Source organism: Marinicella marina, from assembly GCF_030065545.1.
GTDB classification, from domain to species: Bacteria; Pseudomonadota; Gammaproteobacteria; order Xanthomonadales; family Marinicellaceae; genus Marinicella; species Marinicella marina.
Genome location: NZ_JASJNC010000007.1, coordinates 197,637 through 224,230 on the forward strand (window position 1 = coordinate 197,637; position 26,594 = coordinate 224,230).

Sequence of the window (26,594 nt, forward strand, 5' to 3'; positions counted from 1 at the left end):
CTTCAGCGACCCAACAATGCCTTCACGGCATCGTTCAGCTCATCACTTTTGGAGCCAACTGCCTGCAACGCCTCGGCTGCAGATTTGCCTTGGTGCTTAATCAGCCAAGCAGTATATAGCTGAGTGGCTCGATTGCCTGAACGACAATGCAACAACATCTTCTTACCGGCATTGGCTGTCATCAGTTGGTCAAACTCACTTAACTTCGCTGGAGAATAAGCATGACCTTCACCGATTTCTAATAAGTCGTAATTCATGTTGAATTGACTGGCTTGTTCAACTTCTTTGAATGGCATGTCGGCCATTTCAGCGGCAGTTCTGGTATTGATCACTGCACCAATCTCTTCAGCGGCCAATTCATTGAAATCTTGTTCAGAAGGCTGCGGACCAATCCAAACATTTTCACCCACTTGAGTGGCCTTAGATAGGTAATTCTTGGCTTCTTCTTGCTCTTGTGCCATGGTGATCTGAGCAAAAAACAAGCCCAGTAACAGGACGAACTTATACATTTATTTTTCTCCAGTTTATTTTGTTATCAATTTATGATTAATTAAGCAGCGAGCCCATGCGGCGGCGGTATTTAGCAGCTAATTTGGCATCACCCAGCAGGCTGAATGAAGACAACAACAATTGCCTGACATCAGCATCGTCCTTTTGCTGTTGCAATAAAACCAATAATGCTTCAATCGCTGGCTCTACCCGGCCTTGGGTGATTTGTTGTTTGATGCCGGCTAATTGATCATTGGCATCTACACCCGCAAGCTGAATTTTGGCTTTGGCTTGATCTGACTCAGGCAATTTCAATTGTTCTTCTGAGAGGCCATCGTATAGTTTTTGTGCTGCATCGATATTGTTCATCAACAAATGAACTTCTATCATCTGCCAAACAGCTTGTTCTTGTGGCAGCTCCATTAATGCCGCCAACGCCGCTTCATATTGTTCTGCCTCAATCAAAACTTGAACATCGGTGTTCACTTCAGGTTCGGCCTCAACTGCACCCAGTGTTATGTGCTCAGTGAGCCAAGTAATGATTTCACTTTTTGGCTTAACGCCCATGAAATTATCAACAATCTGTCCATCTTTCAATAAAGCCACGGTTGGTAAGCTTTGAACACCCATTTGTTGCGCCAACATCTGTTCTTGATCGGTATTCACCTTGGCCAGCATCAGCTGACCTGGGTGCTGTTCAATGATGTCATGCAGGATTGGTGTCAGATTTTTACATGGCTCACACCAGTCAGCCCAAAAATCGAGCAACACCGGTATGTCTTTTGATTTCTCAATGACCTCTGCCATGAATGTATCGGCAGTGACATCTACAATGTTCGGGTTATCAGTCATCATCAGTAGTAAGGGTTTTCACCTTGGGCGTGATCGGTGGCATCCAGCACGTCGTTGATTTCCGGAAAGGTGTTGGTTATTTGTGTTTGCATGCCTTGTGACAAGGTTTGTTTAGCCATGCCACAACCTTGACAGCCGCCACCAAATTCAATGTAGGCTTTATCCGCTTCAATCGCAGTCAAAGTAGCCCTACCTCCATGTGATGCCAGCATTGGATTGATGGTGGCATCAATGAAATAAGACAAACGCTCAAATAAAGGTGCATCGTCATCAGGCGATTGACCCTTGAGCATTGGCGCTTTGATGTTCAGTTGACCACTGGCACCTTGCACTTCATAGTCAATTTCAGCATCAACAAAGTAAGCCTCATCCGCCTTGGCCAAATACAAATTAAACGGTCCCAGCTCTTGGATGTCATAGTCATCATCCATCTCATCGGCTTCACAAAAACCCAGGTGACAATCGGCCGCCGGGGTGCCAGCATTTTGCACATCAACCTTTAAATGCAAATCGTCGATGTCTTGTTCACTGATCACGCCAGACAAAAATTCTATGGCTGATTCACTGACTTTTATCATTTTATTTTCTCGTACAAATAGGGTAAGGATTCATCCAGTCGGTAATCTATGCCCGAATGGGTGCCATTAAACTCAGTATAAGTGTGTTCAATTTGGGCTTTTTCAAGCTTTTTCGATAGCTGTCGCATGCCATAGTGAATGTAATATTGATCACGAAATCCACAATCCATATACAAGCCATTCAGCTGTTGCAGTGCAGTGACCGATTGCGTAACTCGATTGACCGGATCATGTGCCAACCATTTTTGCCAACGCACCGCATCCAGTTCACAGGTATCAAGGTCAAATGGTAATTTAACATCGTTGGCATCCTCACCATCGTACGTGGCAGCCATACACAGGTGCATCATCGCCAATATGTGTGAGCCCATGACTTTTTTGGCTTTCCAGAAACGTTTGATGAACTTTTCAATATCGCCATTGAACTGAGCTAAAATATCAGCCACTGCAGGAAAATCACGTTGGTACAATAAATCAAAACCAGCATCACCCGAATGATTGGCAATGGCACCCCACTGCCCCGGAAAATCCATGGCAAAACGAATCGCCGCAAAGCCACCAGAAGATTTACCCAACACAGCACGGTGGGAAGCACCTTTTTTCACCGCATAGGTTGATTCCACCAGGGGGATCAATTCATCGTGAATGTGGCTGGCATAAGCGCCCATGGCCGGCGAATCTAAATATTGATTGCCGCCCAGACGAGTAAAACATTCTGGAAACACCACCACAGTCGGGCCCATTTTCTGCTCGTGAATCATCCGATCTAAGCGTTCTGGTATGCTCTCCCCGAAGGCGCGCCATTCAACCACACCCTGACCACTGTTGGTGTAAGCCGCCAGGTAATACATCACTGGGTATGAACCATTCTCATCAGCATCACAAGCATCATAGGCATGCGGCAAATACACCGGCACTTGGCGCACGTGTGGGTCACCCAAGGGATTGCCTTTGAGGCATTCAGAAGTTATTTCCAGTTGCTGTATACAGCCGCGAGGCAGGTCATTGTTTTGGTTATGGATTGACATGGTTGCGTCGATTGAAAAAAACCATATTTTAATCGACGCAAACCATCAATCCAAGATGTAAGTCAGATAGGTGAATAACATCAATCACAGGCAAAAGTGTCCAACTGTTGACCGATGTTGTTACCCGGGCTGCCACCCACTGCAGGCCCCTGGCTGTCAAACTGCGTGTCCTGATCTAAATTCAAGGTAGATGAGTCCAGACACACGATGCCTATTGCTGCACCACCAGCGCCACCACCGCCAGTACCACCATCGCCACCGCGTCCACCATCGCCGCCATCGCCACCACTTCCAGAATCATCTTCCGCATCACCACCAGGGCGACCAAAGCCTCCTCGACCTCCAGTCCCGGGGCTGCCACCATCACCACCGGCACCACCCAATGCATTGTTGATGTTCGATTGATTCACGGTGGCATTTGAATTAACCAATCGCAAACCGATACTGGCACCACCACTCATACCACCTTCTGAACCTGAGCCACCACAACCGCCCGAGCCACCGCCACCACCGGCACCACCATATGAATCACAGGCAAAAGCACCGCCGCCACCGCCACCGCCGCCACCGCCGCCCAGGCCATTAGCGCCGTTGGAACCGGTTTCACCCACCGTGATGACGTAATTAGAGTTAACAAATTCGATGGCATTACTGGCAGGCTCGCCGTTACTGCCTGGTCCACCTGGGCTGCCACCATCAGCATCCCTACCGTTCCTGGTGTTTTGTGAACCATTACCAACACCAGCAGCACCACCATCACCACCGCCAGACAAGCCATCACCACCAGGAAAACCATTGTTTTCTCCCAATCCTGAAAGCCCACCTGTGCCGCCACCAATAAAAATACTGCAAGAGGCATTACCTGCCTGACCAACCGTTGGCCGGCTGCCTGAAGCACAACCAAAACCATCACTCTCAACACCATCACCACCAGCGGTACCATTAACACCGACAGCACCATTGGTACCATTACTTCCTCGAGTTCCATTGCCGCCATTACCGGAATTAAGTGCAACTTTTTCCAGTCTGATTTGATCGACATCTCGCACGGTCAAAGCATAACTGCTGGTTAATAATGGCGCATCATCAGCACTGTTGATGCGCAAATACTGATAGGTGTGCGGCTCCAGTGACAGCTCCAGCTGCAGGCCTTGATAGGGCACATCCAGCGTCGTTTCTATCGCTTGGATCCGGTTTTGAAATGCATTCACATAGCTCCCAGCCAGGTTCACACCAACGGGTAAAGCATTATTGAATTCATCACCATAAGAAAAATTACCCGCAGCCATCAACACCCAGCTTTTGTTCTGATCAAGGGCCAATTGAAAGGCAGCATCTGGGCTACCAATAGGATCATCTGCGCCCAAGCCTGAACCATTGCCTCCAACTGCCAAAAATACGCTATCAGTCACATCACCATCTATGCCATCGCAGTTACTGTCAATAAAATTCAAATCGGGTAAATCCTCATTACCAGGAAACACATTGTTATTGGTGTCATTACAGTCGCTGTTATCTACCACATAACCAGCCTCGAGCTGGCAGGATGAGATGGCATTGAACGGATTGCCAAAGCCATCAACGTCATTGTCACTGTATTGAACAATGGGTTTTTTACAAAATTCAAAACCATCAAAAAACAAAGGCGGTTCTGGTAGTTGACCGACTTCTCCTGCATTGTTGGTCGGTGAATTGGGCACAAACTCCAAGTTGCGATTGAGCGCCAAAAATTCATCATCAGGTAAAATCAAAGGATCTATGACAAAAGGAGGATCGAAACCAAAAGCAATTGATAAAGTAGTTGAGTTAACATCGAACAATGGCCCTGCCACCGTAAATAGTGGTTGTACCGAGCCAACTGACTGCACAAAACCCTGATCAGAGATGAGAAACTGTGTGGGCTCTGTTACCGCAAATGGAATGATAATTTCTTTGGTGGTAAAATCATCAGTGATGGTGATTTGAGTGCCAACAATGTCTAATTGAGCGGTGTCAATATAATTAAACTCAATGTATTGCACGGTGCCAGCTTGATTGGAATAAACCTCATTGACAAACCAGCCATTATTTCCAAGCGCCATGGCATGGACGTTGAAAAACAGCATCCCAAATAAAATCAGCTTCTTCATATTTCCCCCTTATTGTTGCACCAGCTACCAATGCTCAGTGAGAGTCAATCAATCTGGTTTACACTGTTTATTTTAAAGCATGTCGGTATCGAGTTCAATTAAGTCAGAAACCAGCCGTTTTAAAATGTTGATAACACAATGACAGCTTGATGGATAAAAAAAGCCCCCAACAATTAAATCGCTGAGGGCTCATTTTCACACACCCATAGGTGTGTTTAGATCGTTGTTAACTGCTTATCTGAAACCAGCAACAAAGGCCGCACGTAAATCATGCACGCGTTTGTTGTTGCGGCTTGAAGTACCAAATGGACGACCACCAGCTGTCTGGTTGGGGTTGGAGAAACCACCCAAACGAGGTTGTGGATTTGAACTAACAGCCATTACTGATCTAAAGTTACCCACAGCATCGACATAACCGCGACCAAAACTGTATGGCGTTCCTGTTGGATCGTTGTCATGACGTGCACCAAACAAATGGCCAGCCTCATGCACGAAAGTGAAATCAGTACAATCGTGATCAATGATGAAGAAAGCGTTGGCCTGACCGACACCGATGCCATCAGCTTGGCCACACAAACCTTGGTTCCTCAAACGACTGGTAACCAAAACCACCAAATCGGCATTGGTTTGGTTCCTGAGTGTGCCGGGAACGTTGTCCAAATAACCATCATTGGTTCTTCGCAAACGCGACAACATGTTGGATGAACTGGTATTCAACTCAGCGCCAGCACGGTACAAGCCTGCATTGCGCATTTCTAAATCTATGCCGTTGGTGTTGTAAACCTGATTAGATTGGGTGATGAAAAAACGCATGGCATCTACTGCTGATGAGACACCGCCTTCATCATTGATGGCTTGGTCAGTAATCAATTGAATCACATCAACCACGTTAGAGGCCATTTTTTGATTCACTGTACTGGTTGGTTTGACGTTGAATGTTTGCGCAGGTGTGTCATCTTTGTGACTTAAAACACTGAAATCACGTTTCACCAATAAATAACCATCACCCTTCTCCATGGTACGCACTTCATAAACCAAACCTTCAATAATGATTTGTCCAAAGACGCGATCACCATTGACCATAAATACGGCTTGGTTGGCGTTGATTTCTTTGCCGTAGTCGATTGGCTCTTTGCTGATTTTCTTCAGCCCCAGATCAATCTCTCCCACCCACGCATAGGATTCATCATCAATCGGAAAGGTGCGCACTTGAGTGGTTTTGAAGTTCAAGTCACTGGCAAAATTTAAATTAAGTGCTCCAGTACTCTTTTGCAGGGCATTGACATTCAAGCCAATCGGCTCAATGTATTCAACACTGTCATTGGCTGACAAAGCTCGAATCACACTTGAAGTGGGCTCAAGGCCAGCTTTGGTTCGTGTTTCAGGATAAAATAAATCTGTTTGTGCCAACGCCGTTGAACACATGCCTCCAACTAACAAGCCAAAGGTGGTTAATTTACTGATGGTTTTCATTTTGTACTTCCTCTTAGTATAGTGAGGACCAAAATTGATGTATCGTCCAGTCTTAGGACGCAATAACCGCATCAGCTATGGCTGAAGATCTTTGAGATGTTGTCAGCATCAAGACGTGGGTTCGTGCTTTACTCCATTAATTAAAATCAATTGTATGATCCAATTAAAGGCGTTGTTTCATGTTTTATGTTTTTTATTTTTATGACTTAACAACACCACTCTTTAAAAATGACCTGGCCTACATCGTCTAAACACCTCTAAAACAATGCACCTAATGGCACAAATCACCTGTCATTCTGTCAGCAAGTTTGTTGCAAAATTGTTAACAGCTTCACAAATATAACAACTTTATGACAATCACACAATTATTATCAGCTTAAAGAACTTGCTTGATTCCAAATGCGCAAGTTGATAGGCTGTTTATTTTCTATGACCTCATAAACGTTTGACCTTATCCAGATCACAACAAAAAGAACGCACCCGTCGTGCCATCATTGATGCCGCCATCGGCCAGCTGGGGGAAAGTAAAAGTTTTGCCAGTTTGTCGTTACGCGAGGTGGCCAGAGAGGCAGGCATTGCACCCACTTCTTTTTATCGGCATTTCAAAGACATGGAAGAGTTGGGATTGACTTTGGTCGACGAATCAGGGCTGGCGTTGCGCCAAGTGATGCGCAAAGCACGGCAAAGAATCAAGAAAAAAGGCAGTGTCATTGCCAGTTCGGTCAGCACTTTCATGGAGTTCACCCAAGCCAATCCCAATATTTTCAGAATCCTGTTTCATGAGCGCTCAGGTACTACCCGGGCTTTGCGGGTGGCTGTGGCCAGAGAAATACAGTATTTCGTGGTGGAATTAACAGACTACATCCAAACTGCTGGTTTCAACCATGATTCAGCCTACGCCCAAGCAGAAGCCATGGTGGCAGTTATCTTCAATGCGGGCGCCGAATCCATAGCCAGCAAACCCAATCAAAGGCAACAACTACAAGACCGTGCGATCACTCAGTTGCGTTACATCGCAGCTGGCGCTGCGGATTTGGAAGACCACTCTTAAAATTTCTTTGCTTACATTTGTAAGCACTACCTGAAAACTCATTTGATGCAGTTTCACCGCACCTACAGTTAATTATTGTTGCTTTTAATTCATTAGAAATTCTCGTTTTCCCTTGCATTAAAATTATTTAAGAGTACACTTGTACGCTCAAAATGAGATGTATAATGAAAGCAACAATGACAAAAAATAGGTGGTTGACCAAAGCGCTGACCAACCAAAGTAGCTTTAAATCCTATCTTGAACCCTTGGCCCAACTGGTTCGACCTAAGTGGCAAGCCAATGGTTTCAATGCAGTGGTTATAGAAAACAGGGTTGAGAGCGAACAAGTGTTCAGCTTAATCATCAGACCACAGCGTAAATGGCCTGGCTTCATTGCTGGACAGCATCTCGACCTACAAGTTGAAATTGCTGGTGTCAGATACCTGAGAACTTTCAGCCTTTCCTGCGCGCCGAAATACCAGCAACAAACTGGCTTGATAGAGCTCACCATCCGCCAACAAGAACAAGGTAAAGTCACTCCTTTTTTAGCCAATAACATCGCAGCTGGTGATGCCATCAATATTTCTGCTCCCAGGGGTCAATTCACTCTGCCCAAAAACAACCAGCCACTTTTATTTATTGCTGGTGGCAGTGGTGTCACGCCATTCAGAAGCTTCATTCAAGAATTGTCATTGAGCGAACCCCAACGTGATGTGCACTTGATTTATTACAACCAAGCAACTAAGCCTTTGTTCGCGCTCGAATGGCCACTGTTGATGAATACCATGCCTCATCTGAAAGTCACCATGATAGACACAGCACAAAAGGGATTGATCAATGAGCAGCAATTATTAGACCATTGTAAAGACTTAGAAAAACGCGTGGCCTACCTGTGCGGTCCACACGGATTAATCACCACCAGCAGAGAAATATTGTTACAACTGGGTGTTGCAGAAAATAACATCCACCATGAATTATTTGGCCCCAAACCGATTGAGAACTTCACCATCGATAACGATGCTGAGGTTGTTTTTGCCTCCAGTCAAACCACAGTGAACACCGAAAAAGACCACCCCCAAACTTTATTAGAACTGGCTGAAGCGGCTGAACTCAATCCCACCAGCGGTTGTCGCATGGGTGTATGCCACCAATGCAAATGTCGCAAAAAACAGGGTGTGGTTTATAACACTTTAACCGAACAATTTTCAGACACTGGCGAGGAGGACATACAACTTTGTGTGTCAGTCGCTGCCGGTGACGTTACCTTGGACTTATAAGATGAATAAAAAAGCGCAAATAAACTTTCAACAGTTAGAGCAAGACTTCAACCAGCTGCGCGCTGAGACTGTTGCTCAAGTGGGCGAAAAAGACGCCAGATACATCAGGCGAGTGATCACCGTACAAAGAACCGCCGAATTGATCTCAAGGGTGTTGATGCTGCTGTGCTTTTTCAGCCTGTGGTTTTTAATGGCCGGCATGTTATTGCTCGCTTTTGCCAAGATATTAGAGAACATGGAAATTGGTCATAATGTCCTGCATGGCCAGTATGACTGGATGAACGACCCCAACATCAACTCAAAAACTTATGAGTGGGACATTGCCAGCGATGCTGGCTCATGGAAACGCATCCATAACCACGAACACCACACCTACACCAACATCATCGGTAAAGACCGCGATTTTGGCTACGGTCTGTTACGCATGAGTGACGATTTACCCTGGCGCAGAAAAAATTGCTGGCAGTTCCTGACCTACTTCAACCTCAGCCTGATGTTTGAATGGGGTGTTGCTTACCATGAACTGGCAGCCGAGCGGGTGTTCATCGGTAAAAAGAAAAAGAATCGCACCAGCACCCTGAGTGACAAACAACTTAAAAAGATGTTTTTCAGCAAAGCCGGTAGACAAATCTTCAAAGATTACCTGTTTTTCCCCTTACTGGCAGGCCCCATGTTTTTTTTCGTGCTGGCCGCTAACATTGGCGCCAACCTACTCAGAAACTTATGGACCTCAACCATCATATTTTGTGGTCATTTTACCGGTGATGTGGAAACCTTCACCGAGGCAGAATGCGAGGGTGAGTCCAAAGGCCAGTGGTATTATCGACAAATGCTGGGCTCATCGGATTTAACTGGTCATCGCTGGTTTCACATCTTGACCGGTCATTTGAGTTGCCAAATTGAACACCATTTGTTTCCTGATATCCCGGCACACCGTTATTATGACATGGCACCCCAAGTGGCTGCCATAGCCGAGAAACATGGGATACCCTATAACACCGGCTCTTTTTTCAAACAGTACGGCAGTGTGTTGAAAAGGATTTGGACCTATTCATGGCCCACCAATAAACCGGTTCCATTAAAGGAAAACAAATCACTATGAAGAACTAAAGAACTGAAGAACTGAAGAATTACTTTTAACTTGCGCCTTCAGTTCTGACATTTATACAGACCACTTGAGACTGAGCAAAGTCTTGAGTGGCTCATACCTCCAGCTGAACAGAACCCATGTGATTATGTACTGATTAATCACATTGATAAGTTTCTAAAATCTGACCGTCTTGACCAGATGGACTTCCTGAACCGCCACTGCCTGCATTGGTAACATTGATTTGGGTGGCAACATCAACGTTCAGAGACGAACCGTCTAAACAGACCACCCCGATGACTGCACCGCCTGCACCGCCGCCACCATTGCCGCCGCTACCACCATCACCGCCATCGCCACCTGCTCCTCCTTCGCCGGAATCATCTTCATCACTGCCACCGCCCCGACCAAAACCACCCAATCCTCTTTGACCGCCAAACCCGCCGCTACCACCATTACCACCATTTTGAGCATTAAAATTTGAGTTAACCACATCAACATTTGAATTGATCAGCCGCAACGCTATGCTCGCACCGCCTCCAGTACCTGCCGAGCCTGCCGAACCGCCACAGCCTCCAGACCCACCGCCGCCGCCGGCACCACCATAAGAATCACAAGCAAAAGCACCACCGCCGCCACCGCCGCCACCGCCACCACCTCGACCGTTGCTTCCAGCAGTACCAGCGCTCCCAGATGAGGGTGAGAATTCATTATTTATAAATTCAATGAAATTAATACCCCCAAGACCATTGGTGCCGGAATCTCCGTCAGTACCATTGCTGCCATTGCCTCCATCACGAGAAGACTGTCCACTGTTACCTATACCACCGCCTCCACCGGCTCCGCCTATATTTTCTGCAGCTGACCCAGAGCTGCCATTACCTGAGCCAAGCCCGGCACTGCCTCCACGTCCACCCGCTTGATTGCATGCACTGACACCACCAGAACCCCTGGAAGGCGCAGAGCCAGAACTACAACTGAAACCATCATCGTTTTCAACACCACTGCCACCAGTGCCGCCATTGTTGCCATTGATGCCAGCACTGCCGTCTGATCCATCAATACCGTTACCACCACTGCTGGCAATTAACGAAACATTTTGTAGGTTGACCTGCAAAGAATCCTCAATCGTTAAGGCATAGTTTGTTGCTTCAGGTGGCGTTCCACCGCCACCGAAAAACACATTTTGATAGGTTTGACCAGCAGAGCCGCCAACCAATTTGGCCCCATGAAAAGGTGTGGAAAGGCGAGAATCATAATTAAAAGGATCGATGTGGCGATTCTCAAATTCATTGAGGTACTTGCCAGCCATGTTAACACCTGGTAACAAATCCGCATCATTAACAACACCAAAAGAATACACCCCTGAGCCCAACAGCAACCATTGCCTGTTATTATCAATGGCCAGTTGTTGCGCTGCATAAGCATCGCCCATTGGGTCATCTGCTGTTAACCCGGATCCATCAGCACCTACTGCAACGAAAATACTGTTGGCCCTGTCACCATCAATGCCATCACAGTTACTGTCGATAAAATCCACATCTGGATCGTCTGAACTACTTGGATTAATTTGCGCATCATTGTCATCACAATCACTGGCATCTAAAACAAAGCCCGGCTCTAAGGCACATGAAGTTATTGAATTAAATGGATTGCCGGTTAAATCTTGGTCTGCATCCCGGTATTGAATGATTGGATTGCCACAAAACTCAAAACCATCTTGGAAAATTGGGCTTTCTAACAATTGCCCCTCCTCACCCATGTTGTTTGTTGGGCTATTAACCACAATGGCTTGATCAAAACTTATGGCAAGAAAATCATCCTCGGGAAGTACCAAAGGATTCAGCTCGAATAAATCACCATCCATGTTGATGGTTAACATTGATGAAGAAGCATTGAAAATTGAACCTTGAATGATCAAATCAGGAAGCACACTTCCTGGTGATTGTGAGAACCCTTGTGTGGCAATTAAATATTGAGTGGTATCAATAAAATCTGCTGGTATGACATAAACGCTATTCTGACCATCTGAATTAAATGCTATGACGCTGCCACCGATGTTTGCATTGGCATTCTCCCCAGCAACTATTTCAATGTACTGAACTGTGCCAGTCTGATTCGAATATATTTCATTCACAGACCAGCCATTCCATCCAGCACCAGATTGTGCCTGCGCACAGATAACCACACCAACAATGAATTGAACCAAATTTTTCATAATACTTTCCCCCTCAATCAATTTATTTCATCCAAGCGATATTAATCTTTCAAGGAAAACTTAAAACAGGATAGCTTAAAAAAACAGATTCTTCAAATTCTAGCCAGTTATAAACACCCTTTTATTGTTCATCGATGGTGGCAAAAAAGCTGTCCTTATTCCACTGAGGACGTGCTTCAGCATTGGCAATTTCCGTTGCAATTGCGGCATTGATAGCAACGAATTTGGCTGCAACATCGTAGTTAATCGGCAAGTCCAATTGATCGCTGGGTTTGTGATAATGTTCAACCAAAAATTCCGCACTGGATATTTCATGGTCATCGAATTTCATATCGGCTTGGTCAGCAGGCACCAAATAAACCGCAGGAATGCCTTTTTTGACAAAGCTGTATTGGTCACTGCGCACGAAAATACTTTGTTCAGGCATTGGATCTGGAATCAGGCGCATGCCATTTTTGATGGTTGCTTGCTCAATCACTGTACCCATTGAACTGTGTTCTGAACCAAAACCAATCAACTGATCAAAGGCATTGGTCAACACCGGCATGTCCAGATTCACGTTAGCCACAATACTTTCTAATGGCACCGTGGGGTTGTTGGCAAAGTAATCAGAACCCAACAAACCTTTTTCCTCGGCCGTTACCATGGTCAATAAAATGGAGCGTTTGGGACGTTTTCCAGATTGGGTGATTTGGTGAGCCATTTCCAATAAAGTAGAGACCCCCGCCGCATTATCCATGGCACCGTTATTTATTTTGTCGCCAATATCGATGTGACTTGAGACCCCTATGTGGTCGGTGTGCGCACTGAGCAGCACATACTCATGTTTCAACACCTCATCAGAACCCTCGAGAATACCAACCACATTGGGACTGTCTGTGACATCGTGCGTGGATGCATAACTGATGTCAGCTGATACGTTCATGACTTGAGCTTGGGGTTTTTCACCTGCTTCAATCTGCGCAAACACTTTTTCCAAATCCAAACCAGCCAGCGCAAAGAGTTTTTTACCGGCATCTATACTCAGCGATGCTGATGCTTGTATTTCTGGGTTGCCTTTATGTACCGCACCACCTTTGTTGACCCACTTGATTCTGGGTTTATCAATGTATTCCTTGGCCCGCGAAAACGCCCAAATTTTCTCAATGGTAGGCGTGCTTATAGCAATCACCCCAATGGCGCCACGATCGATCATTGATTCGGTACTGGTTCTGGCATAATGTGAGCCCTCCTCACTGGGAAAGTGATTGGGTTTGCCCCTCAGGACCACAGCAATTTTGCCTTTTACATCAACCCCAGTAAAATCGTTATAGTTCAAAAACGGTGCATCAATACCAAAGCCAACAAAAACCAATTCACCTGAGACCATTGATTGTAAGCGGTTGACATCGGCACTCACCGCAAACTCTTCCAAAAATTCCAGCTCCAGCTCATCTTTACCATGACGCAATGACATTTTGGGTGAATCCAAATCCAACACAGCTGATTTGAAGTCTATGCGTTGCATATAACCCCCATCATCACCCGCTGGCAAAATACCCATTTTGGCAAACTCGGTGGCTATGTATTGGGAAGCTATTTCGTGGCCAACGCTACCGGTATCTCTCCCTTGCAACAAGTCAGAAGCCAAAAAATCCATGTGCGCCTCAAACCGTTTGGCGGTTTGGGCATGACTTGAATAAGGCAAGTTAATAAGCAGCGTCAAAATCAGCAGTTGAATCAATCTAGATGTATTGTGTGGCATGGTCAGTGGGTTCTGTAGTTGAAAGAGAGTCATCATATAGAAATTAAAACCACATATAAACATCCTTTTAGTCACAATCCACAAAAATTCAATTGATTGGTTGTGATAAAAGGGCTTGATTTGTGAACTGAACGAAAAAATATTAACAAAAATAAGCTAGAATCTTACGCTTTTGAATTTGAGCGTGTCATGAAGAAAGCCTCCGCATTGATCATCATCAGCCTACTTTTGATATTCAGCCACAGCAATGAGGGCTTGGCAGGCGGCATTCCATTGACCACCAATGATGTGCTCACTGCTGCCATTAACAGCAATAACAGCCCATTGGATGTATTGAGTAACGACAACAGTGGCATCAGCAACGACAATTTCAAAGAGGTCGTTGCGGTTTGCGCCATTGGCACCAGTGACTTGGACTGTACCAACAACAGTTATACTGATGGCATCGGCACCGTCAGCGTCAACGGCTCAGGTAACGACAACAATGTGTTATTCGCATCCAACCACAACCAAACCCACACTTTTGAATTCAAATACTTGATGCAAAACAGTGCCAACAACCAAAGTGCTGGCACAGTTAATCTGACGCTGACTTATTTTGAAGTGAACAGCCTCAATGATGGCGCTGAAAATGGCTGTGATGCCAGTGATTGCACCTTAAGAGAAGCCATGACAGCGGCAGAAAACGACAACCAGGCCTCATTGATAAACTTCAAACGCGATATGAATGGCACCATTGCACTGAACAATGGTCTTGTGGTTAATTCCAATGACCTCACTGTAGTTGGTACTGGGGCTGATAAAATCACCCTTTCGGGCAATGACCTATTCCGCGTACTTTCTATCCCAACAGGTACAGAGCGCTTCAGCCTTTCAGGCCTGACCATCGCCAATGGCCAAACGCCGAACCAAGGTAATGGTGGTGGCATATTAATAGAGTCAGCATTAGAAACCCGACTAGAAAACATCAGAGTCATTAACAATGTGGCAGAAAACAATGGCGGCGGTATTTTCACTGACAATGCGGGTTTGGTTTTAATCAACAGCGAAATCAGCAATAACACAGCCAATAACCAAGGCGGCGGCATTGGTGTCTCAGGAGGTTTTGGCAGTGATGTCACCATTGAAAACACCACCATAAGCAATAACCAAGCCACCGACGCTGCCACCAGCGGACTTGAAATCAACACCACCTTTGGACAAACCACCACCCTGAGGTTCATCACCGTTGCTTTTAACCAAGGGTTTAATGGTGTAGACAGCAGCATTGATGGAACTGGTAACATCATCATTGATGCATCCGTATTTGAACCAGGTTTAGCCATCACCAATAACAACAACGTAACCAACAATTCCATCTTTCAAAGTCTGGCTGATGGCAGCATTTTTGGTGACAATAACCTCACAGAATTGGGCTCGGTATTGAACCAATCATTGGTTGAAATCAATGACTCAGGCTTATATGGTCATAAATTTGGTACTGGTGATTTACCATACAACCACGTCGATGACATGTTTGGCACGGCCAGCTGCGGTAATCAAGTCACTACAGACCAGTTTGGCACGCCTCGCCCCATCGATCAGTCATGTGATGCCGGAGCTTATGAATACATCTTCATTGATGTGATTTTTCAAGCCGGTTTTGAATAAAACCTATTCAGCAAAATCATTGATGAAAATTAGATCATCTAAGACATTGATGGTGACATCGGCAACGCTGTAGTTGCCATTTTGATCGGTGACCCAATAGCGAAAATTATCAATGCCTTGATAACCAAAATCTGAAACATAACTGACTGCGCCATTATCACGCATAAAAACCCGACCACGCTCTGGTTGTTGTATACCGTCAATCAGCAGCAAGTCATTTTCAGGGTCGCTGTCATTGACTAATAGATCCAACAAAATGGGTCTTTCTGAGGTCACTGTGAACAGATCATTGACTGCAACGGGTGGCAAACTGTTTAAGTCGATGGAGCCGACTTCAAAAGCTTCCGACCAAGCGGTAAAAGGATCACCCAAAACACCATCCACTGCAGGCCCCAATAAGGTTTTTAAACCCAGTTTATGAATTTCACCCGTGGCTCTGTTAGTAAAAAACTCCTCAATCACCGCATAGGGTGTGCCATCAGATGTCCTGAAATAACCATCCTCACTCACCACAGCAATCATATCAAAGACCGGTACACCAACCTGGTCAGTCCCAGCTGGCACTGGCGTGGGTCCTATACTGTCAGTTTTGGTCCCCTGCCAATAAACACCGGAGCCAGCTGTGGTGGCAGGAGAAAGGAATTCATAATTGCCATTGTTGATAGATACTGCAAACTGATCAAGCTGCAAATCTGCTCCTTGTAACACCTGATCAAGCAGTGGATCAAAAAACTCATAATCTAAATTCACGTCCTCAAAAGTGGCATCAATAAGCACATATTGGTTGGTTTCTGGTGGCGGCACAGGCTCGGTATAATGCTTACTCAAAATCACTCCGATTGGCATGTTGCTGATGTGTGCCTGGTTAATCACCATGTCACTGGTATTGGTGCCAAACTCAATGCCAAATGCGGCGGTACTGAAAGCCTCAGGTGTTTTACCAATGACATCAAAATCCTCTAACAGATAATGCGAGGTATACTCCATAGCCGCTCCCGCGCGGACCTCCCAGGCTTTGAACTTTTTAAAATGGCTGTGAATGTCATGTTGTTGGTTGGGGTTGGCTTTCACCACATACAACCCAACCGTTGAGGCAAAACTTTCATTGTCAGCAAAAGACAAAATGGGTGCATCATCCACACCAGACAGACCATTTCGAGTTAAGGCCTCAGGAAACATAAAAGCCGAACCTGGAAACGGCAACATGCCGCTGCCACGATGCAAATAAACGAACCCATGGTTGACACTCGCAGCAATGTTATTGATGCTCCTGACCATGCGACCTTGGAACCAGAAACCATCACCCGTGCGACCCATATCGAATAATTCACGGTCATTGCCATTTTTGGGATTGAAGGCGCTGTTGCCCTCAGCTTTGATTGCCAGATTATTCGACCAAGTACCAATTTCATTACCCGTTTCAGCCACAAACCCAGCACCAAATGTATCAAAAGAAACATTGTTATGAAAAATGGCATTGCTGTCATGATGCACATAGCCCCAACCAGGAGAGCCAAAAACAGCATTGCCTATTGCAATGGCTGGTTTTTCCTCATCGTTGATGCCTTTGCGGTGCAAATGAAAGGCATAACGACCACGCACATTACTCTCTGGCAGTATTACTTCAAAATCTTCAGCCTCCAGCGTCAAAAATGACTTGTCGGTGCGGCCCAGTTGCAAAAAAGAGGCATAACGAACATCAACAATGGATTCTCCCATAAACATCACATGACCACGCTGATGGGTTGGTGTGGTTTCAGGTATTTGGGTGGCAAAGGTGATGTTCCTACTCATGTTCGCCACAGATGTTTTCAGGTCTTCACGAGGGGTTATGTGGTCGTACTGAAGGGCTGGTTCAAAAGATACCAAACCACCGTCAATGGCTGTAACAGTTACCACCTCATCTTGGGTGCCATGGTACCTGACAGCTTGAATTTGGTTGTCCCACTTCCACCCTGAAAATTTAGTTCCTGCAATCACCAAAACATCACCAACCCGCCAATTCAATGGTGTTTCAACCAATTGCAATGTTGTGTCACCTGAACGCGGGTCACTCGAGACTTTCATGTGTGGGGTCTTTTCCACACCATGTATCACCACATCACCCCTACCCAATAAACCCCGGCCCATCAAGCTTGGGTCTTTCATAACATCCAGATCCCCATCATTGCTGAATAAGACATCTACATTGATGGCCGCTGGTATTGGATTGTTTGCAGTACCAACAGTTAATCGCGCTGAGCCTTCAATCAATAAAGTATCAACTATCATTTGACTGGAGGAAGTCGTTGAAAATTTCAGGTGCCCATCGACTTTGACTGCTTTGAGCACGTTGTTACTGACTTGGTCATAAACCAATTCGATCCCTGTTGGCACATGCACCCAAGCACCCTCACCAGGCACATTACCTCCTTGCCAATTGATTGGATTGAACCAAGAACCACTGACAACAGCGGTATGCGTTATGTCTTCATCATTGATCAATGCCCTTGTCATTGAGCTGTGATCATGATCACCAGCAGCAACAACTTGAAAAGCACAAAAGATCAAAATACCACCAAAAATTTTATCAATCATGGGCGCTTACTCCTCAGAAAATTAATACCATGCTTTCAGCAATAATAAGTGGAGTGGAAAACAATTAACAACCCCAAAAACACTTTAGCAGCAATCATCATTAAAAAAGGATAAATCCATCACATAGATGACTGTAAAAGTTTAAATTCAGCCGGCACAGGTGCCAGCCAAGTCATTCCATTGAAGTTCAGTTGGTGGGCATGCAAGTAGAGCTTTCTGGATAAATCAGCTTGTTTTTTACCATAAAATTCATCTCCTACCACTGGGTGGCCGATGTGTTTGGCGTGCACCCTGATTTGATGGGTTCGACCTTGAGATATTTCACACTCAACCAAGGTGTATTGCCGAAAATGTTTCAGGGGTTTGAATCTGGTCTGTGCTGATTTACCACTTTGGCTGACAATCACATGCCTGAAGCCATTGACTCGATAATCAACGTCCAGTGAAGCATTCACTTCGACAGGTTGTTCAACAGCGCCAGTTAAAACCGCCAAATATGTTTTCTCTACCACGCCATCAATCAAGCCTTGTTGAAAACGCAATAAAGCGGCTCTGTTTTTGCTCAATAACAGACAACCACTGGTATCCTTGTCCAAACGATGGGCTAATTGGACTGCTTCGTAGCCAGAAATTGAGTTGATCACTTCAATTATCCCAAAATCGTGACCAGATCCTTTGTGTACAGGTGTTCCAGCTGGTTTATCTAAAACCAAATAATCCTCATCCTCAAAAATTTTAGTTTGTAAAACCATGTGTTGTTCTTGCTCAGAAACATTGACAGGTTCCTTATCCACATAAAACACAAACGGCGGTACCCTAATTTGGTCACCACATTGCAATTTCAATGTTGGTTTGATGCGTTTGCCATTGACTCGGATTTGTCCTTTGCGCATTAATTTATAACAAGTAGACTTGGCCAATTGTTTGCGCTGTTTCAACAAATAGTTATCCACCCGCTGTCCAGCATCGTTTTGAGTCACAGTAAAAATCGGCTTTTTGTCGGGTATATTGGGCATCATCTCGCTGTTTTAACAGATAATCATGTGAATGAGACAAAAAAATGTTAAAATCTGCCAAATCTCAGAACCAGCTGTTCTGATGACATGAAATTTTCGGTAATCGAATTGAATTTTTACCGAACAAAAAGATTAAAAAACTGCCTGGTTCCAAGGACGCGATACAACATTCGCAGGAACAGACAATCATTGGATGGATGATAGGCACTACTGAATGGAACGAGACCATTTCAGTCAAAAAATAACATGAAATCTGGTTATCACTGCAATCAAATAACCAACGATAAGCGAAAAGCAAAACAACGCGAGTGGGAACTGAGTGGCTGATGAACTTCAATCATTCAAACAGTGTCTGAAACAATTGACACAACTTAAATATCTGCGACATCGAAAACAGCTTTCAACCGCCCAATTGGCTTGTTGAGAGCACTATTGTGCTTATTTGGCATCACTGAATGGATCATCGTTCCTTTAAATATAAAAAGGAACACAAATGAAAAGAATGTTAATCAACGCGACCCACACCGATGAAATTCGTGTGGCTATCGCCGATGGTCAAAAACTCTACGATTTAGACATCGACTCGGCGGGACATTACCGCAAAAAAGGCAACATCTACAAAGCCAAAATCACCCGCATAGAACCCTCATTAGAAGCCTGTTTTGTCAATTACGGCTCAGAAAGACACGGTTTCCTGCCTTACAAAGAAATCAGCCCTGCTTATTGTAAACAAGCACCTCGAGGCAAAGCCAGACTACCCATCAATGAAGCCTTAAACGAAGGCGATGAAATCATTGTTCAAGTTAACAAAGAAGAAAGAGGCAACAAAGGGGCCGCACTGAGCACTTTTATTTCCTTGGCCGGTAGGTACCTGGTTTACATGCCCGGCAACCACCGTGCTGGTGGTATTTCCCGCCAAATCAGGGGTGAAAAAAGAACCCATTTACAAGACATCATGCGACGTTTGGAAATTCCAAAGAATGATGGGGTAATCATCAGAACGGCAGGTTTAGGCAGAACATTTGAAGAACTGCATTGGGACTTCAACTACCTGAAACAAGTATGGGAAGCCATTCAGTCAACAGCCAAACAGAAAAAAGGTCCATTCTTTATCTACCAAGAAAGTGATTTATTCATCAGAGCGCTGCGAGACTACTTACAGCCTGACATTGGTGAGATTTTGATTGATGACCGTGAGTCTTACGAGAAGGCACGCGAATTCATGCAGCAAGTCATGCCGCACAACCTGAAAAAACTATCTTATTACAATGACAACACACCACTGTTTTCAAGGTATCAAATAGAACGCCAAATTCAGTCTGCCTTTGAACGTGAGGTCAAATTACCATCTGGTGGCGCCCTGGTGATAGATCAAACCGAAGCTTTGCTATCAATCGATATCAACTCAGCCAAAGCAACCAAAGGCATTGATGTAGAAACCACTGCACTGAACACCAATTTAGAAGCGGCTGATGAAATTGCCCGCCAATTAAAAATTCGTGATTTAGGTGGCTTGGTGGTCATTGACTTCATCGATATGCGCAACCACAAAAACCAGCGCGAAGTAGAAAACCGCATGCGAGATGCGGCTGAATCAGATCGTGCTCGCGTTCAAATCGGTAAAATATCGAAATTTGGCTTGCTTGAAATGTCGCGCCAAAGATTGCGTTCATCGATTTCTGACTCAAGCCAAATCACCTGCCCTACTTGTGGCGGCCACGGTTACATCCGCTCCATGGAATCGTTGGTGATTTCAGTCATCCGACTGACTGAAGAAGAAATGATCAAGCCCAAAACGGGTCGCGTGGTCATTCAAGCTCCAGTTGAGACAGCCAACAAAATACTCAACGAAAAACGCACCGAATTGTCAGAAATGGAAAGTCGCCATGGTGTAGAAGTTTCAATCATTTCAAACGAAAACTTGAGCTTCCCAGATTTTCATGTACAACGCTTGAACACCAACGAATCTAACATCAACGTAGATGCCATTGAGCTGGTTAAACCTGAGGATTGTCACAAACCAGTATCTATTGATCCACCTGCTCCAACGGTTGAGAGCCCGGCTTTAAGAATGGTTAAACCCGAAAACCAAGCACCAAAACGTTCTTTGGGCTTGGCCATCACATCGTGGTTCAAGGGTATTTTTGCTGGCAACAAAGAAAGCAACAAGAAAAAGCCTCAGAGAAAAGCACCACACAAGAAAAATCCTCACCAGAGAACAGCCAAAGGGGGTCAACAAAAAAATAACCGCAATCAAAAGCAAGGTGCTAAAAAGCCAACCCACCAAAAACAGAACAACAGGCAGCAGCCCAATAAGCAGCAGCAAAACAAACAACAACATAATAAGCAGCAGCCTAATAAGCAAAACAAAAAGAAACAGCCACAAAAAAACCAAAAACCTGTCAATCAAGCTGGAAAACCGGCGCAAAACAAGCAACAACCACAAAAAGCGCAGAACAAGAACCAACAGCAAAACCAAGCTGCAAACAATAAACAAGGCACTAAAAAAGTCAGCAACAACAATAACAGCAACAACAATAACAGTGGCAACAAGAACCAAAACAACAAACCACAACAGCAAAAGGCCACTAAGTCGATTTATGGCAACAAAAATCAAAATCGTGGCAAAAATAATGAGACCAATGAGGGCAATAACAGCACAGTAGATGCCAAAAAGATGAGCCGCCCATTGGGCAGCGTTGCTGAATTGGCTGCCAAAAAAGAGCCCAAAGTGCCATCAGGTGCGAAAAAACCAAGACCCATTGACAGCATCAACGTAGAAGGCAAATCTTTACAAGACAATCAAGCCAACCAACCTGTCAATAAGAAACCAGCTGATAAAAAACCTGTCGATAAAAAACCTGTCGATAAAAAACCTGTCGATAAAAAACCTGTCGATAAAAAACCTGTCGATAAAAAACCTGTCGATAAAAAACCTGTCGATAAAAAACCTGTCGATAAAAAACCTGTCGATAAAAAACCTGTCGATAAGAAACCTGTCGATAAGACACCTGTCGATAAGAAACCTGTCGATAAGAAACCTGTCGATAAGAAACCTGTCGATAAGAAACCAGCTGATAAGAAACCTGTCGATAAGAAACCGGCTGATAAGAAACCGGCTGATAAGAAACCGGCTGATAAGAAACCGGCTGATAAGAAACCGGCTGATAAGAAACCGGCTGATAAGAAACCGGCTGATAAGAAACCGGCTGATAAAAAACTGGCTGATAAGCAACCAGCTGATAAGCAACCAGCTGAAAAGAAACCAGCTGATAAGAAACCAGCTGATAAGAAACCAGCTGATAAGAAACCAGCTGATAAGAAACCAGCTGATAAGAAACCAGCTGATAAGCAACCAGCTGATAAGCAACCAGCTGATAAAAAACCAGTTGATAAAAAACCAGTTGATAAAAAACCAGCTGATAAGAAACCAGCTGAATCAAATATCACCGCGAAGATGATTAAGCCTGGTTTATACCAAGCCAAAAAGAAAGATTGATTGATTTTCAATCAGCCAAAATAAAGCCTGAACTTCAATTCAGGCTTTTTTTATGTTTGTGTTTAATTAATCAGCTGATGGATGGCTTGTCTTCTCGGTCATGCAAAACCACAATGGTGTGACCTTTGACTGCAAGATTACCCTGCTCTTGTAAATCTTTTAACACCCGGCCAGCCATTTCCCGTGAACAACCCACAATGCGTGATATTTCCTGGCGTGATATTTTTATTTGGGTACCATCTGGGTGAGACAAAGCATTGGGTTCTTTGCATAAATCCATCAATGTTCGTGCAATCCTGCCAGTCACATCAAGAAACGCCAAGCGATGGACTTTGCGTGAAGTTTGCAACAAACGATGGGTTAATTGAGTCCCGATGGCATATAAGATGTGCTTGGCATCGTCTTTTAATTCAGACTCAAACAATTGGCCCAAACGCAGGTAGCCAATCTCAGCCACTTCGGTTTTCTCTTTGGCTTTAACCATCACTTCACGGCGCTCAGTTTTCATAAACAAACCCATTTCGCCGATGAAATCACCTTTATTCAAATAAGCAAGTACCAGCTCTTTGCCTTCCTCGTTTTCATAGGAAATGGTCACAGATCCACTGACGATATAATACAGTGTATTGGCCAAGTCGCCGGGGCGAATGATGGTGGTTTTGTTGGGGAATTTGCGGCGATGACACATCGAAAGAAAACGATTCAAAGACTCAACGTTTAATTTAAAAAAACTTGAGTTTTGAAAACGTTCGCTTAAATACAGCTCATCAAAGGTTGCATTATCAAATGCGTCTGACATATCTTTTCTCTCTTTTCATGCAGATAGTTACTGAGACTTGGAAACAGTACAACCCAACACTTACACATACCTAAGCATTAAGTTTACTCCTTTTTTACTCCTTTTGGAATACTGCTTCGCATTCAATCAACAGGTCTTCACGACAGATATCACCCTCGAGGATGACAAAAGAATCTATATTGCGCTGCTGCAAGTGATCAATGACCAGCTGCAAATCATGCCCATTGCGCAAATAAAAACGAAACATACCCGAACTTATCGCTTGTTTGATGCCGCCCTCGTCCATCAAAGCTTGGATGTTGGTCAAACATTCGTGAAATTGGGCGCTCAAATCATTCAAGTGTTTGGTTTCATGCCCCACCACGCTGGCCGTACCACTGCACATCAACAAATCACCATAAAGCATTGCTCTGGAGAACCGAGGCTGTTTGGGTGCGTATTTTTTGGGGTACTCCCAGGCAGATATTTGCCTTTTATTTTCAATCACTTGACCAGGCGCTTGGCTGAACAGGAAAACAAAACTGTGGCGACCATTGTGACAGCCAATAGCAGTAGCTGCAGGATTTGGTTGCTGCAACTGATCGAGTTTTTCCATCACTTCATGCCTGGCAACACAAAACCCTTGGTAGCGCTCCATGCCATTGGTCTTACCATGGATGTCATTGAGGTAATTCCATGTTCTTAACAAATTCGGATAACCCAGTTCTTGGCTCAAAGTATAGGCATGGTGGTACACCTCATGGGTGGTTGAGGCCAAATCTTGATCTGCTACATCACAGGAAATAACCAGGTGCTGAGCAGACTGGGTGATTTGCACTGGCAATGGCGCGTTTGCGACAACCCGATTGACTTTTGAAGCATCGAACCAATATTCCATGTAGTTGTTTGAACAAGCCAATTTCTCTAATGGCATCAATGCTTGAATAGCGTCAGTTGAATCACCTGATGGCGCCTCAGTGCTGGCATCAACCACCAACAAAACATCGCGATTAGACGTCAGACCCACATGTAATTGGTTTTGACTTTTTGTGGAAGATTCTGGCTTCATATACTCAAAAAAAAGATGTTCTGGTAGCTCAATTTATAGCGGTCTGCCATTATCGTCAATTCAACAACATTTAACAATGGCTGAAGATAATAATTCAAATTAGCCGACAATCTTTTGTGCTTAATTCATTTGATTCACTTAAAATAGGTACCATACTACTAACCTGCTAATAATTTAAATCAATTACATCATGGCCTTGTATTTACATAACACCCTCAGCGGTAACAAAGAACAATTTAAACCCATAGACCCCAATCGCGTGACCATGTACCTATGTGGCCCAACTGTCTATAACTATGCCCACATTGGCAATGCCAGACCAGCTGTGGTGTTTGATGTATTGAATCGTTTGTTGCGTCACCATTATCCCCACGTGGTATTCGCGCGCAACATCACCGACATCGACGACAAAATCAACAACTCGGCCAAAGCACTCAATTGTGACATCAAAGACATTTCATCCAAGTATGCTGCTGCCTATAACGAAGATTTAAAGGCGCTGGGTGTGCTGATGCCCGACATCGAACCACACGCCACCGATCACTTGGTCGAAATGATTGACATGATTGAGGTGTTGATTGAAAAGGGCCATGCCTATGAATCCGAAGGTCATGTTTTGTTCGATGTAACCACTTATGACAAATACGGCAAGCTTTCTAACCGCTCATTGGATGACATGTTGGCTGGTGCCCGAGTTGAGGTCGCCAGTTACAAGCGCAATCCAGGTGATTTCATCTTGTGGAAACCATCTGATGATTCCCTGCCGGGTTGGGACAGCCCGTGGGATCGCGGCCGCCCAGGCTGGCACATTGAATGTTCAGCCATGGCAGCGAAACATTTGGCCGAGACCATTGACATCCATTGTGGCGGCAAAGACCTGATCTTTCCGCATCATGAAAACGAAGTGGCCCAAAGCTGCTGTGCCAACAACACCCAAAACTTTGCCAACTATTGGGTTCACAATGGCTTCATCACCATGAGTGATCAGAAAATGTCCAAATCACTGGGAAACATCCAGTTGATTCGTGAAGTATTGGCCGAAATTGGCGGCGAAGTGGCGCGGTGGGTTTTGTTATCAGCCCATTACCGCCAATCAGTGGATTGGACGCCTGAGACGGTGGCTCAAGCCAGCAAAACCATCGATCGCATATACAGCACTTTGCGTGATGTGGCAGACCTTGAATTGGATGCATCGATGCCAGTAGATGCGGAAATTTTGAGCGCCTTGGATGATGACATCAACACGCCAAAAGCCTTTGCCCGCATCAATCAATTGGCCAAGCAATTGGCCAATGCCGAGGGTGATGAGTTAAAGACCCGACTGAAAAGTACCTTATTGAATTCAGCGGCCTTGCTGGGCGTTCTGCAAACCGACCCTGAAGCATGGTTCGCTCAGAAACAAAGCGGTGGTGAAGACATCAAAGAACAAGTTGAACAATTAATCGCGGCCCGCAATCAAGCAAGGGCGGATAAAGATTGGGCCAAATCAGATGAAATTCGCGATGAACTGGATGCCCTGGGCGTGGTTTTAGAAGACTCACCCGAAGGTACCCGTTGGAGTATGAAATCATGAACAATTCATTACAAAATCAACAAGAGGAAATCATCGATACATTTGACATGTTTGATGATTGGTTAGAAAAGTACCAGTACATCATCGATCTGGGTAAACAGTTAGAGCCAATGGATGATGCCTTAAAAGTGGATGAAAACATCTTACACGGTTGCCAGTCACAAGTGTGGTTGGTACACGATTTTAACAATGGTCACCTGAACTTCCAAGCCAGCTCTGATGCAGCCATCGTCTCTGGACTGATTCATTTGGTGATGACCATTTATTCAGGCCAAACACCTGAAAAAATCATCGCAACCGAGCCTGAGTTCATCGAACGCATCGGCCTGTCTTCGCACCTCTCATCGACCCGCAGCAACGGACTGAATGCCATGATTGAGAAAATCAAAGCGACCGCACAATCATACAAATGACATTTCTCTGCGCAGCAAAATAAAGGCTTAATAATAATTAAAGTTATTATTCATGCAGCATGAACTCAAGCCCATTTCGAAGGCGCCTGTTATTAAGCCAATATGTGCAAAACT

General features: G+C 44.8%; 19 protein-coding genes. 7 read left to right on the forward strand and 12 right to left on the reverse strand.

Features of this window, described 5'->3' with window-relative positions; genetic code table 11:
* Positions 1-2: 2 nt before the first annotated feature.
* The 6 genes from QNI24_RS11715 to QNI24_RS11740 all read right to left on the reverse strand — a co-directional run bounded on the left by QNI24_RS11715 (position 3) and on the right by QNI24_RS11740 (position 6,549).
* Positions 3-509: a protein tyrosine phosphatase family protein gene (locus QNI24_RS11715; protein ID WP_267176317.1), complete on the reverse strand. Its 507-nt coding sequence runs from the start codon at positions 507-509 to the stop codon at positions 3-5.
* A gap of 37 nt (positions 510-546) precedes the next feature.
* Complete coding sequence (gene trxA / locus QNI24_RS11720) at positions 547-1,344, reverse strand: thioredoxin (protein WP_267176318.1); 798 nt, start codon at positions 1,342-1,344, stop codon at positions 547-549.
* Positions 1,344-1,919 (reverse strand): NifU family protein, encoded by a 576-nt coding sequence (locus QNI24_RS11725; RefSeq protein ID WP_267176319.1) that lies wholly within the window; start codon positions 1,917-1,919, stop codon positions 1,344-1,346. Before QNI24_RS11725 ends, trxA begins: the two co-directional genes overlap by 1 nt.
* Positions 1,916-2,947, reverse strand: a complete 1,032-nt coding sequence (locus QNI24_RS11730; RefSeq protein WP_267176320.1) for an alpha/beta hydrolase — start codon at positions 2,945-2,947, stop codon at positions 1,916-1,918. Before QNI24_RS11730 ends, QNI24_RS11725 begins: the two co-directional genes overlap by 4 nt.
* Before the next feature lie 80 nt (positions 2,948-3,027).
* A complete protein-coding gene (locus tag QNI24_RS11735; RefSeq protein ID WP_267176321.1) occupies positions 3,028-5,076 on the reverse strand; it encodes a hypothetical protein in 2,049 nt (682 codons plus the stop codon).
* Between the two features lie 234 nt (positions 5,077-5,310).
* Complete coding sequence (locus tag QNI24_RS11740; protein ID WP_267176322.1) at positions 5,311-6,549, reverse strand: M12 family metallo-peptidase; 1,239 nt, start codon at positions 6,547-6,549, stop codon at positions 5,311-5,313.
* 445 nt (positions 6,550-6,994) lie between these two features.
* Between QNI24_RS11740 and fabR the strand changes: the two genes are divergently transcribed.
* The 3 genes from fabR to QNI24_RS11755 all read left to right on the forward strand — a co-directional run bounded on the left by fabR (position 6,995) and on the right by QNI24_RS11755 (position 9,958).
* The gene (fabR, locus tag QNI24_RS11745) at positions 6,995-7,600 is read left to right on the forward strand and encodes an HTH-type transcriptional repressor FabR (protein ID WP_267176323.1); all 606 of its coding nucleotides are present in this window, start codon (positions 6,995-6,997) and stop codon (positions 7,598-7,600) included.
* 176 nt (positions 7,601-7,776) lie between these two features.
* Positions 7,777-8,856: a flavin reductase family protein gene (locus QNI24_RS11750; RefSeq protein ID WP_267176324.1), complete on the forward strand. Its 1,080-nt coding sequence runs from the start codon at positions 7,777-7,779 to the stop codon at positions 8,854-8,856.
* 1 nt (position 8,857) lies between these two features.
* On the forward strand, positions 8,858-9,958 hold the full coding sequence (locus QNI24_RS11755; protein WP_267176325.1) for a fatty acid desaturase family protein: 1,101 nt from the start codon (positions 8,858-8,860) through the stop codon (positions 9,956-9,958).
* A 142-nt stretch (positions 9,959-10,100) separates the two neighbouring features.
* Here the strand turns inward: QNI24_RS11755 and QNI24_RS11760 are convergent, their stop codons facing one another.
* On the reverse strand, positions 10,101-12,161 hold the full coding sequence (locus QNI24_RS11760) for a hypothetical protein (RefSeq protein ID WP_267176326.1): 2,061 nt from the start codon (positions 12,159-12,161) through the stop codon (positions 10,101-10,103).
* Positions 12,162-12,282: 121 nt separating this feature from the next.
* Positions 12,283-13,905 (reverse strand): M28 family metallopeptidase, encoded by a 1,623-nt coding sequence (locus QNI24_RS11765; RefSeq protein WP_283708723.1) that lies wholly within the window; start codon positions 13,903-13,905, stop codon positions 12,283-12,285.
* Positions 13,906-14,094: 189 nt separating this feature from the next.
* On the opposite strand from QNI24_RS11765, the gene QNI24_RS11770 reads away from it, so the two are divergent.
* On the forward strand, positions 14,095-15,555 hold the full coding sequence (locus QNI24_RS11770; RefSeq protein WP_267176328.1) for a choice-of-anchor Q domain-containing protein: 1,461 nt from the start codon (positions 14,095-14,097) through the stop codon (positions 15,553-15,555).
* Positions 15,556-15,558: 3 nt separating this feature from the next.
* Here QNI24_RS11770 and QNI24_RS11775 read toward each other — a convergent pair whose 3' ends face one another.
* Together QNI24_RS11775 and QNI24_RS11780 are read right to left on the reverse strand one after the other, a co-directional pair.
* Entirely contained in the window at positions 15,559-18,132 is a 2,574-nt protein-coding gene (locus QNI24_RS11775) for an Ig-like domain-containing protein (protein WP_267176329.1), read from the reverse strand.
* A gap of 119 nt (positions 18,133-18,251) precedes the next feature.
* The gene (locus tag QNI24_RS11780; RefSeq protein ID WP_283708724.1) at positions 18,252-19,148 is read right to left on the reverse strand and encodes an RluA family pseudouridine synthase; all 897 of its coding nucleotides are present in this window, start codon (positions 19,146-19,148) and stop codon (positions 18,252-18,254) included.
* Positions 19,149-19,641: 493 nt separating this feature from the next.
* Here QNI24_RS11780 and QNI24_RS11785 point away from each other — a divergent pair, with 493 nt between their 5' ends.
* On the forward strand, positions 19,642-22,647 hold the full coding sequence (locus tag QNI24_RS11785; RefSeq protein WP_283708725.1) for an Rne/Rng family ribonuclease: 3,006 nt from the start codon (positions 19,642-19,644) through the stop codon (positions 22,645-22,647).
* Between the two features lie 70 nt (positions 22,648-22,717).
* Here QNI24_RS11785 and crp read toward each other — a convergent pair whose 3' ends face one another.
* Both crp and QNI24_RS11795 read right to left on the reverse strand, forming a co-directional pair.
* Positions 22,718-23,446, reverse strand: coding sequence for a cAMP-activated global transcriptional regulator CRP (crp, locus tag QNI24_RS11790; protein WP_267177312.1), 729 nt, complete (start codon positions 23,444-23,446; stop codon positions 22,718-22,720).
* Positions 23,447-23,540: 94 nt separating this feature from the next.
* Positions 23,541-24,494, reverse strand: coding sequence for a chorismate transformation FkbO/Hyg5 family protein (locus QNI24_RS11795; protein ID WP_267177311.1), 954 nt, complete (start codon positions 24,492-24,494; stop codon positions 23,541-23,543).
* A 190-nt stretch (positions 24,495-24,684) separates the two neighbouring features.
* On the opposite strand from QNI24_RS11795, the gene cysS reads away from it, so the two are divergent.
* The gene (gene cysS, locus QNI24_RS11800) at positions 24,685-26,067 is read left to right on the forward strand and encodes a cysteine--tRNA ligase (protein ID WP_267177310.1); all 1,383 of its coding nucleotides are present in this window, start codon (positions 24,685-24,687) and stop codon (positions 26,065-26,067) included.
* Positions 26,064-26,480: a SufE family protein gene (locus tag QNI24_RS11805; protein WP_267177309.1), complete on the forward strand. Its 417-nt coding sequence runs from the start codon at positions 26,064-26,066 to the stop codon at positions 26,478-26,480. The genes cysS and QNI24_RS11805 overlap by 4 nt, the downstream gene beginning before the upstream one ends.
* The last annotated feature ends 114 nt before the right edge of the window (positions 26,481-26,594 follow it).